Origin of the sequence: Haloferax sp. Atlit-12N, from assembly GCF_003383095.1 — an archaeon.
Taxonomy (GTDB): Archaea; Halobacteriota; Halobacteria; order Halobacteriales; family Haloferacaceae; genus Haloferax.
This window is the reverse complement of the sequence record NZ_PSYW01000001.1, coordinates 782,938-795,464: the sequence shown is the minus strand read 5'-3', so window position 1 is coordinate 795,464 and position 12,527 is coordinate 782,938. Positions and strand designations below refer to the sequence as shown.

The following is a 12,527-nucleotide window of genomic DNA, read 5'->3' as shown; positions in this document are numbered from 1 at the left end:
GGAGCGACTCAGTTCTCGTCGCTGTCGTCGTTGTGACCGTTGTCGCCGTCGTCGTCGCCGTAGTGGCGTCGCTCCACGTAGTCGTCGTAGAGCCGCGAGAGCAGTTTCGTCACCGGTCCATCGCCAACTTGGATGCCGTCGACCGTCTCGACCGGCCGGAGTTCCCACGTCGAGTTCGTGAGGAACGCCTCGTTCGCGCCGCGCACGTCGTCCGGCGTGAAGCGCCGTTCCCGAATCGGGATGCCCTCCTGCCGGGCGAGGTCGAGGACGACGCGGCGGGTGATGCCCGGGAGGACCGGGCCGTCGAGACCCGGCGTGCAGAGCGCGTCGTCCTCGACGAAAAAGAGGTTGCTCGTCGCGCCCTCGGTGACGTAGCCGTCGGCGTCGAGCATGAGCGCCTCGTCCGCGCCGGTGACGCGGAGTTCGACGCGGGCGAGGATGCCGTTGAGGTAGTTGTGCGTCTTCGCCCGCGCGGGAAGCGACCGGTCGGGGATGCGCCGGGTCTTGACCGTCTGGACCGACGCGGGGCCGTCCCACACGGGGTCGGAGCCGCGGCCGCCGCGGGCGAGCGGTTCCACGATGACGACGACGCGGGGGTCGACCTCCTCGGCCGGCGTGAGGCGGCCGCCCTGACTGCCGCGGGTGACCGAGAGCCTGACGTACGCCTCGTCGAGGTCGTTCGCCGCCAGCGTCTCGTCGATTCGCGCGCGGAGGTCGTCGTCTGACAGCCCGTGGCCCATCCCGAGCGCGTCGCACGTCTCGGCGAGCCGGTCGGCGTGGGCGTCCCAGTGGAACACCTCGCCGCCGTAGGCGCGGAGGGTTTCGAAGGCCGCGTCGCCGTAGAGAAAGCCGCGGTCCGTGATCGGAATCGACGCCGACTCGGCGGGGGCGAGTTCGCCGTCGACGTGGTAGCGAAGCGACCGACTGTCGTCGCCGCCGCCGCCGTCACCGCCGCCGTTGTCGCTGTCGTCGCTCATCGCTCGCCCTCCCAGGCGTCGGCCACCGGACCGTCGCCCGCGGCGAGCGCGACGAAGTTGCGGACGATGTCTTTCCCCGAGTCGGTGAGGATGCTCTCGGGGTGGAACTGCACGCCGACGTGGGGCTTCTCACGGTGGCGAACGCCCATCACGACCGATGGTTCGTCTCCCTCGTCAGTATCGGAACCGCCGGTTTCGGACCCCGCTGCGACCGTGTGGGCGGTCACCACCAACTCGGATGGCACGTCGTCGTGCTCGACCGCGAGTGAGTGGTAGCGCCCGACTTCGATTCGCTCGGGCAGCCCCGAGAAGACACCCGCGCCGTCGTGTTCGACGAGTGACGGCTTTCCGTGGACGACGTGGGGCGCGTGGCCGACGCGACTCCCGAGGGCGGCACAGAGCGACTGGTGGCCGAGACAGACGCCGAGCGTCGGGTAGTCGAGGTCGCGGAAGACCGAGACTGAGACGCCAGCCTGCGCGGGGGTTCCGGGGCCGGGCGAGACGACGATGCCGTCCGGGTCGATGTCGCGCACGTCGTCGGCCGAGAGCGCGTCGTTGCGGTAGACGAGCACGTCGTCTGAGGCGTCTGAATCGCTTCCGTCCGCGCTCTCGTCTCCACCCCGCGCCTCGGCGACCGCCTCGCCGACGTACTGCACGAGGTTGTAGGCGAACGAGTCGTAGTTGTCGATGACGAGGATGCGCGTCATCGCTCCGCCCCCACGGTCATGTCCGCGCGCTCGCCGAGTGCCTCGTCGATGGCGGTGATGAGCGCCCGCGCCTTCGCCAGCGTCTCGTCGTACTCGCTGTCGGGGTCGGAGTCGTGGACGATGCCCGCTCCCACGCGGAGATGGTACTCGTCTTCGAAGCGGACGAGCGTCCGGATGATGATGTTCAGCACCGCGCGGTCGTCGAAGCCGACGGCGAACATGCTCCCGGTGTAGGGGCCGCGCCGGGTGGCTTCGAGTTCGTCGATTATCTCCATCGTCCGGGGCTTCGGCGCGCCTGTGATGGTCCCGCCGGGGAACACCGCGGCGATGGCGTCGGCGAGGCTGGTCCCCTCGCGCCGGGTTCCCTCGACCAGCGAGACGAGATGCATCACCTCCGAGTAGCGGTCTACCCGACGGTACTCCGTCACCTCGACCGACCCGTACTCGGAGACCTTTCCGAGGTCGTTGCGTTCGAGGTCGACGAGCATCGCGTGTTCGGCGCGCTCCTTCTCGTCGGTCGTCAGGTCGGCCTCCAGCGCGTCGTCCTCCTCGGGCGTCGCCCCTCGCGGGCGGGTGCCGGCGATGGGTTCGGTGACGAGGCGGTCGCCCTCGACGCGCAAGAGGAGTTCGGGACTGGCGCTCACGAGGTCGACGCCGGGGAGTTCGAGCAGGCCCGAGTACGGCGCGGGGTTGACCTGTCGGAGCGCGGCGTAGGCGTCCACCGGGTGGACCGCGGCGGGCGCGACGAGTCGCTGCGAGAGGTTCGCCTGAAACGTGTCGCCGTCGCGGACGTACCCCTTCGCGGCGCGGACGCGGTCGGCGAACGCCTCACGGCCGCAGGCGCTCTCGAACGTCGCCTCATCGGCTTCGACGGGCGCGGGGACCGGCACGGGGTCGCCTTCGACCGCTTCGGTGGCGAGGTCGGTCGCCCGCGTTCGCGCCTCGTCGTAGACGGCGTCGAGGTCGGCGTCGTCGTCGACGACGGGACAGCAGGTGACGCGGAGCGTCGTCTCGCAGTCGTCGGGTCGGGGCTCCTCCCACGACGCCACGAGGTCGTACAGGCCGAGTTGCAGGTGCGGGAGCCCCCGGTCGTCGGTCGTGTGCTCGGGGAGCGATTCGAGTTCGCGGGCCGCGTCGTACGAGAGCCACCCGAACAGGCCGCAGGGGTACGGCACGTCGCAGTCGCCGCGGACGAGCGTCTCCGAGTCGACGAGCGACTCGAGCGCGGCGAGGCTCGGCGCGGTGTCGACGCCGGGGTCGCCCCAGTCGTCGTCGGTCGGGTCGTCGACGGTCAGGCGCTCGGCGGGGGAGACGCCGAAGGCACCCCAACCGGGTTGCCCGCCGGTCGTCTCGTAGAAGAAGCCGCCGGTGTTCCGGCGGGCGCGTCGATAGGCGTCGAAGGGGTCCGAGACGGCGACGCGGGCCTCGACGGGGACGCGCGCGCCGGCGGGTTCGACCGCGGCGGTCGCGCGAAAGTCGTCGCGGTCGGTGACGACGGTCGGTGCGGTCATTACCCACACCAGTCCGCCCGTCGGGTAAACGGTTTCGCGACGTGTCTGCGAGGTAGCGTGAGCGACCGTCGGGTAAAAAAATCGTCTCGGTCGCCCGGAACGCGAGTCGGTTACGCGTCGCCGGCGCGGTCGATCCAGCGCTGGACGCGCTTCGGCGACACGTCGATTTTGTCGCCGACCTCGTCGGCGTCGGCCGCTGCGAGGTCCGCGATGCTCTCGATGCCGATCTCCGAGAGGCGCTCGGCGTACGCCGGGCCGATGCCACGAATCGTGTCCACGGTCGGCGCGTCGGGGTCGGCGGCCGACTCGTCGGCCGGTTCGTCGTCTGCAGCTTCCTCGTCGTCCGCTTCGTCTTCGGCCTCGGCTTCCTCGTCTCCTTCGTCGACCGCTTCTTCGTCCGATTCCTCGGTGCCGGCTTCGTCGGAGCCGGCGGATTCAGACTCGTCTTGGTCTTCGAGTTCGCCGTCGGCTTCGACCTCGGACTCGGACTCAGGCTCCGCTTCGGCGTCTTCGTCCTCCGGTTCGGCTTCCTCGATGGCGTCGGCCGCCACCTCGGCGTCGTCGCGGGCGTCCTCGTCGTCTACTTGGGGCTCCGCGTCGGCTTCGTCTTCGACCGCTGATTCGACCGCGTCGTCGGTCTCTTCGTCCGCCGTCTCGTCCGCCGATTCCGTCTCTTCGACCGGTTCCTTCACCGCGGCCTCGGTCTCGATGTCCGGTTCCTCGCGCTCGGTTCTGGTGTCGCGTTCGACTGTAACGGTCGCCGTGTCGTCACGTCCCTCCTTCGAGGAAGACGACGAGTCGCCACCAACGAGGGATTTCCAGAGCGACGAAATAGTGTCAAGCAAGCCCATGTTACCTTCTCCTATGCAATCCCGTTATTTAAAAACCAGCGGCCTCAGTCGCTCTCGAGGTGGCTCCGGAGCGCGGCGTTCATCGCCTCGACCGGTGCGTCGCGGCCGGTCCACCGTTCGAACGCCTCGACGCCCTGCAGGAGGAGCATCCACGCGCCGTCGATGGTGACCGCGCCTGCCGCGGCCGCCTCGCGAAGGAGTCGCGTTTCCAGCGGCGTGTACACCGCGTCGAGCACCGCGAGGTCGCCGTGGAGGTACTCCGCGGGGACGGGCGTCTCGTCGGGCGACTCCATCCCGACGCTCGTCGCGTTGACGAGGGCGTCCGCCTCCCGAATCCGGTCGAGCGTGTCCAGTCCGCCGCCGGTCGCGCCGGGGACGGCCTCGGCGAGTTCGACTGCCGTCTCGGCGGTCCGGTTGGCGACGTGGACCGACGCGCCGGCGTCGGCGAGGGCGAACGCGGCGGCCCGCCCCGCCCCGCCGGCACCGACGACCACGGCTGCGTTTCCGTCGAGGCCGACGCCGTGGCGCTCGAATGACCGGGTGACGCCCGCCGCGTCGGTGTTGTACCCTTTCGGCGTCTTCCCGCCGAAATCGACCGTGTTGACCGCGCCGATGCGCTCTGCGAGCGGGTCGGGGTCGACCAGTTCGAGCACGTCCTGTTTGAACGGGATGGTGACGTTCAGCCCCGAGACGCCGAGGGCATCCGCGCCCTTGACGGCCGCCGCGATGTCTTCGCGGGCGGGTTCGAACGTGACGTACCGGGCGTCGAGACCGGTTTCCTCGTAGGCCGCCTCGTGCATCGGCGGCGACAGCGAGTGGCCGACCGGGTTGCCGACGAGACCGTAGACTTGCATGGGCGGGAGGTGACCTGCCGACGATATAACTCGCCCGCCCGCGTCGGATTCCGCCGGGACTCGATGACCTGCGAGGCGCGGATTTCCCCCGTTCACTCTCCCGTGATAGATTGTCGCGGACCCACGGTGTACCGGCGCGCTTTTAGTCCCCCGTTGGTCTACTCCCGCGTATGTCGGCACTCGCAACCCTGCTTTCCTTCGATACCGCGCTCCTCGTGGCGGGTATCGTCGCGCTCTACCTCGGGGCCGAGGCGCTCGTCGAGGGCGCGTCTCGACTCGCCATCGGCCTCGGTCTCCGGGCGGCCATCGTCGGTGTGACCATCGTCGCGTTCGCGACGACCACCCCCGAACTCTTCGTCGCGGTCCTGAGTGGACTTGGCTACAGCGCCGACCTCGGCCTCGGCGCTATCGTCGGCTCCAACATCGCCAACATCGGCCTCGTCCTCGGTATCTCGGCGCTCATCCAGCCGATGGGCGTCTCGACCACGACGCTCCGGCGACACGTCCCGTTCATGATCGCCGCGGCGGTCGCGCTCGTCGCCCTCGGGATGGATGGGAACCTCAGCGCCGTCGACGGTGGCATCCTCCTGCTCATCCTCGTCGCGTTCACGGGCTATCTGCTCTACCGCGCACGGTCGGCGACGGCCGACGCCATCGGCACGGACGAACTCGACATCGAGGACGAAGACGAGGTGTCGGCGCAGTTCAAGGACGTGCTCTACCTCGGTCTCGGCCTGCTCCTCCTGTTCATCGGCTCGAACTGGCTCATTCAGGGCGGAAAGGGCCTGCTGGAGGCGTACGGCTTCAGCACTCGATTCATCGGGTTGACCGTCCTCGCGTTCGGTACTTCCCTGCCGGAACTCGCGGCGTCCGTCATCAGCGCGGTCCGCGGCGAGTCGGAGTTCAGCATCGGCAACGTCGTCGGCTCCAACATCTACAACGTCGTCGCCGTCCTCGGCATCCTCGCCATCATGGTCCCCGTGAACGTCCCCGCGAGCACCATCTCCTTGGACTTCCCGGCGCTCCTCGTGTTCACATTCGGTGTCATCGCGCTGATGCTCCGCAACCGCAACGTGTCCCGTCTCGACGGCGGCATCCTCGTCGTCGGCTATCTCGTGTTCTTCTGGCTCATCCTTCCCTAACGCCCCGCCGGGCGACTCGTCCGCACCTCGCTCCCGTTTCGGGAGATTGTGAAACACAAGAGCAACCGCTTCGGCTCCGCTCTTGTAGCCACGATGGTCGGACAACGACTCAGTCATCCGCTGACCGCGGTGTTCGGGGCCGCGCTCCTGACGGTCCCGTGGCTGGGCCTCCACACGGTGTTCGGCGTTGACCTCACGACCGGCGTCACCGTCGCCCTCTGCGGTATCGCCGTTATCGGGGCCTCGTTCCTCCTCGCGTGGGGCGCGGAGACCGCCGAGGCCGACGTGCCGCGGGTGTTCGCGCTCGGCATCCTCATCACGTTCTCCATCAGCCTCCGCGAGGCGGTCGCCAAGCTCTCCGTCCGGCGCGTCCGCGGCGACTACGGTGCGAACGAGGTCCCGGCCGCGGTCGAAGACTGACCGGCTCCCCTCGCCGCTTCCGACGCCCTTTTCGTCGACCTCGGCGACCCTCGTATCGTGATTGGAATCGTCGTCAGCCGCGCCGACAGCGCATCGGTTCACATCGGCGAGCATCTGCTCGAACTCGCCGATTGGGACGAACGAACCGACGGGGACCGACCCGACGCCGACGGCGGCGGCACCGTCTTCTCCCGCGACGGCTTCGAACTCCGCGAGTTCGACGACCTGCACATCGACCTCGACGACCCCGCCGAGGCGTTCGACGCCGACCTCGACCTCCTCGTCGTCGTCTCCCGACACGCCGGCGAGACCGGCGCGCTCCTGACCGCGCACTTCACCGGGAACTTCGGACCCGCCGACTACGGCGGCGAGCCGGGGCGGTTCGCCCGCGCGTGCCCCAACGCCCAGCGCGCCGTCGTCGAGGCGCTCCGCGAGCGCGCGCCGGACGACTACGAAGTCGGCATCGAGGCGACCCATCACGGCCCGACCGAGCCGACGGTCCCCTCGATGTTCGTCGAACTCGGGAGCGACGAGGAACAGTGGGGAGACCCCGATGGGGCCCGCGCCGTCGCGGCGGCCGTCCTCGACATCGAGGGCGTCGCGCCCGACGCGGACCGCCAGCTCGTCGGCTTCGGCGGCGGCCACTACGCCCCGCGGTTCGAGCGCGTCCTCCGCGAGACCGACTGGCGCGTCGGCCACATCGCCGCCGACTGGCAGCTCAAGGCGATGGGCGCGCCCGAGAACAACCGCGACGTGCTCCGCCGGGCGTTCGAGGCCTCGGCGGCCGACCTCGCGCTCGTCGACGGCGACCGCGACGACCTCGCGGCCGCCCTCGAAGCCGAGGGGTTCCGGGTCGTCTCCGAGACGTGGGTCCGCGAGACCACCGGCGTCCCCCTCGACCGCGTCACCGCCCTCGAAGCCGACATCACCGCGGTCGACGAGGGTCTCCGCTTCGGCGCTCGAATCGACGCCGACGACTACGCGGTCGTCTCGCTCCCCGACGGCCTGCTCGGCGAGGCGCAGGGCATCGACCTCGACGCCGCGCTCGACGCGGTCCGCGAGACGACCGTCGCCTTCCACACGACTGAGGGCGGGGCGCGCGCGGTGGGTCGCGCCGCCGTCGCGGGCGACGGCTACGACGAACTCGTGTCGCGGCTCTGTGACGTACTCCGCGAGAAATACGACAGCGTCGTCCGCGACGACGGGGCGGTCACGGCGACGACGCGCGCCTTCGACCCCGCCGCGGCACGCGAGTTCGGCGTCCCAGAAGGACCGGCGTTCGGCAAGCTCTCGGCCGGGCAGTCGGTCGAGATTGACGGCGAAACCGTCGCGCCCGAAGACGTCTCGAAAGAGCGACTGGTCGAGTTCGTCGTGTGACCGCCGGCGAACCGTAGTTGACTGATTTCGGCCCGTGAGCCGTCCTGTGCCGCGGGCTCACATGTCACGTTTCGGCACGAATCGGCGGCTCGTCGGACAGATGTCTGACGGAAGGGGGAAAGATAATTAGTCGTCCTCCGTAAACCGTCTCCATAAATATGGACTCTATCGTCGGCGACGCAATTGACGAGGCCGAGGCCGAGGACATGGGGGATGAGTCGGTTCAGGTCGACGACTCGACCAACATCAACCGGTCCGGGACGATGACTGACGACGAACTGAAAGCGGTTCTCAAAGACCTCCAGACCAACATCACGGTGGTCGGGTGCGGCGGTGCCGGCGGGAACACCGTCAACCGGATGCACGAGGAGGGAATCAAGGGGGCGAAGCTCGTCGCCGCCAACACCGACGTGCAACACCTCGTGGAAATCGGGGCCGACACGAAGATTCTCATGGGCGAGCAGAAGACCCAGGGCCGCGGCGCGGGGTCGCTCCCGCAGGTCGGCGAGGAGGCTGCCCTCGAATCCCAAGAGGAGATTTACGACGCCATCGAGGGCTCCGACATGGTGTTCGTCACCGCCGGTCTCGGCGGCGGCACCGGCACCGGCTCGGCTCCCGTCGTCGCCAAGGCGGCCCGCGAGTCGGGCGCGCTCACCATCGCTATCGTCACGACGCCCTTTACGGCCGAAGGCGAGGTGCGACGGACGAACGCCGAAGCCGGTCTCGAACGCCTCCGCGACGTTTCTGACACGGTTATCGTCGTTCCGAACGACCGCCTGCTCGACGCCGTGGGGAAGCTCCCGGTCCGCCAGGCGTTCAAGGTCTCCGACGAGGTGCTGATGCGCTCGGTCAAGGGCATCACCGAACTCATCACCAAGCCCGGTCTCGTCAACCTCGACTTCGCCGACGTGAAGACGGTCATGGAGCGCGGCGGCGTCGCCATGATCGGTCTCGGCGAGTCCGACTCCGAGTCCAAGGCCCAAGAGTCCGTCAAGTCCGCCCTCCGCTCGCCGCTCCTCGACGTGGACATCTCCGGCGCGAACTCCGCGCTGGTCAACGTCACCGGTGGCTCCGACATGAGCATCGAGGAGGCCGAGGGCGTCGTCGAGGAGATTTACGACCGCATCGACCCCGACGCGCGCATCATCTGGGGGACCTCCGTCGACGACGAACTCGAAGGCATGATGCGGACGATGATCGTCGTCACCGGTGTCGAGTCGCCCCAAATCTACGGCCGCAACGGCGAGGTACAGGCGGAGGCCGAAGGCCGCCTCGAAGACATCGACTACGTCGAGTAGTCGTCGCCACCACCGTCGTCGGCCACGCGGACTCGTTTACTTTCCGCGGTTCCGACGCCCGCCGGCATCGTGTGTCCGTGTCCGCGACCCCGACTGCTGGACCCGCAGAGCGGCCGAACCGTCCGAATCAGCCGTTCTTACCGGCTCGCGGGCACGTTCTCGGCGCGCTCGGCTCGTCGGTGCATCAATAGATAGAAAAAGCCCGACGACTTAGGCCCCAGCAACATGGACGTTAAGTACGACCTGAACAGCTACGTTCGCGTGTTGAAACTCGCGAGCACCCCGTCCTGGCAGGAGTTCTCCCAAATCTCCAAAATCGCCGGTGCGGGTATCTTCCTCGTCGGACTGCTCGGCTTCATCATCTTCGCGGTCATGAGCTTCCTCCCCGGAGGGGTCTGAGATGCCCATCTTCGCCGTAAAGACCACCGCTCGTCAGGAGCAAACGGTCGCGGACATGATTGCGACGAAGGAGTTCGAACAGATTCACGCCGTCCTCGCGCCCGACTCGCTCACGAGTTACGTGATGGTCGAGGCCGACGACGACGGTATCGTCACGCGCGTCCTCGAGGAGATTCCGCACGCCCGCGGCCTCGTCGAGAGCGGCGGCGCGGTCGGTACCTCCAGCATGGCCGAAGTCGAACACTTCCTCTCGCCGACGCCGGACGTGGAGGGTATCGCGGAGGGCGACATCGTCGAACTCATCGCCGGCCCGTTCAAAGGCGAGAAGGCGCGCGTCCAGCGCATCGACGAGACGAAAGACCAGGTCACCGTCGAACTGTACGAGGCGACGGTCCCGATTCCGGTCACCGTCCGCGGGGACCAGATTCGCGTCCTCGACTCCGAAGAGCGGTAAGCGTCCGCCCCGACGAGGGCTCTCTTCTCTCTCAGTTTTGGCTCGACTCACCGCACACGACGAGCGCCGCGTCCCCTAGCGACATCCACCCACCCGGTGACTCCCATGTCCCCCGACAGTCACCGACGAGGCCGTCTCGCGCGACCGTGTCGCGTCCCACCGCGACCAGCCTGACTCTCCGACTCGTCTACAGTGCGCCCTGCTCGCGGAGCGTCTCGACGACGCTGTTGAGGTCGGCGTCCGCCTCGACGGCGTCCTTTACGTCCTCGCGGATGCGGACCGCGGAGGAGTCGGCGTCGTACGCGCGGACGAACTCGGCGCGGGTGTGCTCGTCGAAGGCGTGTCGAATCGCGAAGTAGCCCTCGGGAACGATAGTCCCGCACACCTTGCACTCGTGGCGCTCGTGTTCCACCGTCTGGTGGATGACCGCGCTTTCCGCGTCTTCGAACCGACCGTCACACCCTTCGATTCCGCACTTCCACCGGGACATGTTCCCACCGACGGACGTGAGCGACAAAACCGTTTCTTCGACCGCCCGCCGTTCGACAAATAGCAACCACTAACTGATGGCTGACCCGACCGTACCGTGTGAGCGCGACCACGACGACGCGGGTCGATATGCACGTGAAGATTCTCGACGAGCGGGTCGTCTCGCGCGCGAAAGCCCGCGGTGTCGACGTGCTCGTCTACGCGCCGCATTTCGTCCGCCTGCCCGACATCCGCGCCCGCGCGGAGCGATTCTCCGACGACGACCTGCTCGTCGTCCCCGCCCGCGAGGTGTTCACGGGGTCGTGGCGCGACCGGAAACACGTCCTTGTGGTCGGTCTCTCCGACCCCGTTCCCGACTTCATCACCCTCGATGGGGCCTTCGCGGAGTTCGACCGACAGGACGCGGCGACGCTCGTCCCGCACCCCGAGTTCCTGACGGTGAGTCTCACCGCCGAGGACGTGGCCGCCCACCGCGACGACATCGACGCCGTCGAGACGTACAACACGAAGACCCTGCCGCGGGACAACCGCCGCGGGCGTGATATCGCCCGCGAGACGGGACTGCCGGGGTTCGCGTCGTCCTACGCGCACCTCCACGGCACCGTCGGCGAGGCGTGGACCGAGTTCGACCGCGACATCGACTCCGAGGCCGACCTCGTCGCCGCGCTCCGCGAGGGGGCGGAGCGCCGGGTCGTCCGCCGGACTGGTGTCTCCCACGCGCTTCGCGGCGCGGCCGAGTTCGCCCACCTCGGCTACGAGAACTCGTGGGGGAAAGTCGACCGACTCCTGCTTTCGGGGATGGAGCCGACGCACCCGAGTCACATCGCCTACGACGGCCAGTTCGACGACGTGAGCGTCTACTGAGTTTCGCGGAGCGGAGTTCTGTTGAGCGCGCCAGAACCCGCCAGCGTCGCGGCCGCCCCGCCCTCAGACCACCGCGGTGAACGACGCCGCGGCGTCCGCGAGAGACACGTCGAGCGAAAAGAGGTAGTAGTGGACGCCCGCGAGGACGCCGAGTTCGGCGACCGTGACGACGACGGTCACCGCGTCGGCGTGTTTCGAACTCGTCGCCACGCCGGTCGGCAGGTCGTACTCCTGCGGCGACAGCGGGTAGAACAGCGCGATGCCGCGCTTCGAGCCGACCATGTCGAGGACGTAGTGGGTGGCGACGCCGATCCAGACGAAGTGGAGGTTGCCGAAGACGAGCGGGAACGCGAGGAATATCCCCAACACCGGGAGGTTGTGGAGCGTCTTGCGGTGCTTGCCGAAAGCGGTGTCAACGTCGGGGAACAGCGCCCCGAGGACGACGGGCAGCGACAACTGGCCGATTTTCTGGGCGAGGAGGAGCGCCGAATCCATCGTCGGTTCGAACGACCGCGGGTCCACGGTGAGGATGACGCCGAGCCCAAGCGCCAACAGGATGGCGTTGAGCACGTGTCCCTTCTTGTTCATGGATGCAGACTGGTCTGGCGGGATACAAAGCTTTCCCACGGAACCGACCGACGGCGGCCGTGCGGCCGGCTCAGTCGGTCGTGACGGTCTCGATTTCCTCGCGGAGGAGCGCCAGCGCCCCGCGCGCAATCTGTTCTTTGACCTGCGTCCGCGACCCGTCGTACTCGAAGCGCTCGACGCGGGCGTAGGAGTCACCGGACCCCCACGGCGCGGCGAAGGCGACGCCGACGAAGACGGTACCAACCGGCTTACCGGGCAGGCCGCCATCCGGCCCGGCGATGCCCGTCGTCGCCAGTCCCCACGTCGCGTCGGCCACGTCGCGGACGCCGGCGGCCATCTCGTGGGCAACTGGTTCGGAGACGGCTCCGTGTTCGTCGAGCGACTCCCGTGAGACCGCCAGTTCGTGGCGCTTGGCGTCGTAGGAGTAGGTGACGAGCGAGCGGTCGAAGTAGTCGCTGGAGCCGGGCACGTCGGTCAGGAGCGACCCGATGAGGCCGCCGGTGCAGGACTCCGCGACGGCGACGGTGTGGCCCGCCTCGCGGAGGGTGTCGCCGACGCGGACTTCCTCGGGCGGGTCGGATGCGAACTCGCGCATA

At 68.5% G+C, this 12,527-nt stretch carries 15 protein-coding genes; 7 read left to right on the top strand and 8 right to left on the bottom strand.

Annotation, left to right across the window (positions count from 1 at the left end; genetic code table 11):
• Nucleotides 1–8: 8 nt before the first annotated feature.
• From C5B90_RS04120 to C5B90_RS04100, 5 genes are all read right to left on the bottom strand, one after another.
• The gene (locus C5B90_RS04120) at nucleotides 9–977 is read right to left on the bottom strand and encodes an aminotransferase class IV (RefSeq protein WP_115879314.1); all 969 of its coding nucleotides are present in this window, start codon (nucleotides 975–977) and stop codon (nucleotides 9–11) included.
• Nucleotides 974–1,684, bottom strand: a complete 711-nt coding sequence (locus C5B90_RS04115; RefSeq protein ID WP_115879312.1) for an aminodeoxychorismate/anthranilate synthase component II — start codon at nucleotides 1,682–1,684, stop codon at nucleotides 974–976. The genes C5B90_RS04120 and C5B90_RS04115 overlap by 4 nt, the downstream gene beginning before the upstream one ends.
• Entirely contained in the window at nucleotides 1,681–3,195 is a 1,515-nt protein-coding gene (pabB, locus tag C5B90_RS04110; RefSeq protein WP_115879310.1) for an aminodeoxychorismate synthase, component I, read from the bottom strand. The genes C5B90_RS04115 and pabB overlap by 4 nt, the downstream gene beginning before the upstream one ends.
• A 110-nt stretch (nucleotides 3,196–3,305) precedes the next feature.
• On the bottom strand, nucleotides 3,306–4,046 hold the full coding sequence (locus C5B90_RS04105; RefSeq protein WP_115879308.1) for a helix-hairpin-helix domain-containing protein: 741 nt from the start codon (nucleotides 4,044–4,046) through the stop codon (nucleotides 3,306–3,308).
• Between the two features lie 44 nt (nucleotides 4,047–4,090).
• On the bottom strand, nucleotides 4,091–4,900 hold the full coding sequence (locus C5B90_RS04100; RefSeq protein ID WP_115879306.1) for a shikimate dehydrogenase: 810 nt from the start codon (nucleotides 4,898–4,900) through the stop codon (nucleotides 4,091–4,093).
• A 170-nt stretch (nucleotides 4,901–5,070) separates the two neighbouring features.
• On the opposite strand from C5B90_RS04100, the gene C5B90_RS04095 reads away from it, so the two are divergent.
• The 6 genes from C5B90_RS04095 (at nucleotide 5,071) to C5B90_RS04070 (ending at nucleotide 9,990) form a co-directional block, all read left to right on the top strand.
• Complete coding sequence (locus tag C5B90_RS04095; RefSeq protein ID WP_115879304.1) at nucleotides 5,071–6,042, top strand: calcium/sodium antiporter; 972 nt, start codon at nucleotides 5,071–5,073, stop codon at nucleotides 6,040–6,042.
• A gap of 93 nt (nucleotides 6,043–6,135) precedes the next feature.
• Nucleotides 6,136–6,462, top strand: coding sequence for a hypothetical protein (locus C5B90_RS21015; protein WP_233511881.1), 327 nt, complete (start codon nucleotides 6,136–6,138; stop codon nucleotides 6,460–6,462).
• A gap of 57 nt (nucleotides 6,463–6,519) precedes the next feature.
• Entirely contained in the window at nucleotides 6,520–7,839 is a 1,320-nt protein-coding gene (locus C5B90_RS04085; protein WP_115879302.1) for a D-aminoacyl-tRNA deacylase, read from the top strand.
• 158 nt (nucleotides 7,840–7,997) lie between these two features.
• Complete coding sequence (ftsZ, locus tag C5B90_RS04080; RefSeq protein ID WP_115879300.1) at nucleotides 7,998–9,137, top strand: cell division protein FtsZ; 1,140 nt, start codon at nucleotides 7,998–8,000, stop codon at nucleotides 9,135–9,137.
• A 225-nt stretch (nucleotides 9,138–9,362) separates the two neighbouring features.
• Nucleotides 9,363–9,536 carry a protein translocase SEC61 complex subunit gamma gene (locus C5B90_RS04075; RefSeq protein ID WP_004044219.1) on the top strand — a complete coding sequence of 58 codons (174 nt, stop codon included), beginning with the start codon at nucleotides 9,363–9,365 and terminating at the stop codon, nucleotides 9,534–9,536.
• Nucleotide 9,537: 1 nt separating this feature from the next.
• On the top strand, nucleotides 9,538–9,990 hold the full coding sequence (locus C5B90_RS04070) for a transcription elongation factor Spt5 (RefSeq protein WP_004044218.1): 453 nt from the start codon (nucleotides 9,538–9,540) through the stop codon (nucleotides 9,988–9,990).
• A 187-nt stretch (nucleotides 9,991–10,177) separates the two neighbouring features.
• On the opposite strand, the gene C5B90_RS04065 is transcribed toward C5B90_RS04070, so the two are convergent.
• Nucleotides 10,178–10,480 (bottom strand): hypothetical protein, encoded by a 303-nt coding sequence (locus C5B90_RS04065; RefSeq protein ID WP_049905009.1) that lies wholly within the window; start codon nucleotides 10,478–10,480, stop codon nucleotides 10,178–10,180.
• Nucleotides 10,481–10,578: 98 nt separating this feature from the next.
• On the opposite strand from C5B90_RS04065, the gene C5B90_RS04060 reads away from it, so the two are divergent.
• Nucleotides 10,579–11,343 (top strand): PHP-associated domain-containing protein, encoded by a 765-nt coding sequence (locus C5B90_RS04060; RefSeq protein WP_199517434.1) that lies wholly within the window; start codon nucleotides 10,579–10,581, stop codon nucleotides 11,341–11,343.
• Nucleotides 11,344–11,406: 63 nt separating this feature from the next.
• Here C5B90_RS04060 and C5B90_RS04055 read toward each other — a convergent pair whose 3' ends face one another.
• The gene (locus tag C5B90_RS04055) at nucleotides 11,407–11,931 is read right to left on the bottom strand and encodes a metal-dependent hydrolase (RefSeq protein WP_115879298.1); all 525 of its coding nucleotides are present in this window, start codon (nucleotides 11,929–11,931) and stop codon (nucleotides 11,407–11,409) included.
• A gap of 70 nt (nucleotides 11,932–12,001) precedes the next feature.
• Nucleotides 12,002–12,526 carry a CinA family protein gene (locus tag C5B90_RS04050; RefSeq protein ID WP_115879296.1) on the bottom strand — a complete coding sequence of 175 codons (525 nt, stop codon included), beginning with the start codon at nucleotides 12,524–12,526 and terminating at the stop codon, nucleotides 12,002–12,004.
• Nucleotide 12,527: the final 1 nt, after the last annotated feature.

Bases quoted from the DNA above. Each gene is read 5' to 3' on its own strand.
- C5B90_RS04120 (WP_115879314.1), bottom strand. From the start codon at position 977: ATGAGCGACGACAGCGACAACGGCGGCGGTGACGGCGGCGGCGGCGAC.
- C5B90_RS04115 (WP_115879312.1), bottom strand. From the start codon at position 1,684: ATGACGCGCATCCTCGTCATCGACAACTACGACTCGTTCGCCTACAAC.
- pabB (WP_115879310.1), bottom strand. From the start codon at position 3,195: ATGACCGCACCGACCGTCGTCACCGACCGCGACGACTTTCGCGCGACC.
- C5B90_RS04105 (WP_115879308.1), bottom strand. From the start codon at position 4,046: ATGGGCTTGCTTGACACTATTTCGTCGCTCTGGAAATCCCTCGTTGGT.
- C5B90_RS04100 (WP_115879306.1), bottom strand. From the start codon at position 4,900: ATGCAAGTCTACGGTCTCGTCGGCAACCCGGTCGGCCACTCGCTGTCG.
- C5B90_RS04095 (WP_115879304.1), top strand. From the start codon at position 5,071: ATGTCGGCACTCGCAACCCTGCTTTCCTTCGATACCGCGCTCCTCGTG.
- C5B90_RS21015 (WP_233511881.1), top strand. From the start codon at position 6,136: ATGGTCGGACAACGACTCAGTCATCCGCTGACCGCGGTGTTCGGGGCC.
- ftsZ (WP_115879300.1), top strand. From the start codon at position 7,998: ATGGACTCTATCGTCGGCGACGCAATTGACGAGGCCGAGGCCGAGGAC.
- C5B90_RS04075 (WP_004044219.1), top strand. From the start codon at position 9,363: ATGGACGTTAAGTACGACCTGAACAGCTACGTTCGCGTGTTGAAACTC.
- C5B90_RS04070 (WP_004044218.1), top strand. From the start codon at position 9,538: ATGCCCATCTTCGCCGTAAAGACCACCGCTCGTCAGGAGCAAACGGTC.
- C5B90_RS04065 (WP_049905009.1), bottom strand. From the start codon at position 10,480: ATGTCCCGGTGGAAGTGCGGAATCGAAGGGTGTGACGGTCGGTTCGAA.
- C5B90_RS04055 (WP_115879298.1), bottom strand. From the start codon at position 11,931: ATGAACAAGAAGGGACACGTGCTCAACGCCATCCTGTTGGCGCTTGGG.
- C5B90_RS04050 (WP_115879296.1), bottom strand. From the start codon at position 12,526: ATGCGCGAGTTCGCATCCGACCCGCCCGAGGAAGTCCGCGTCGGCGAC.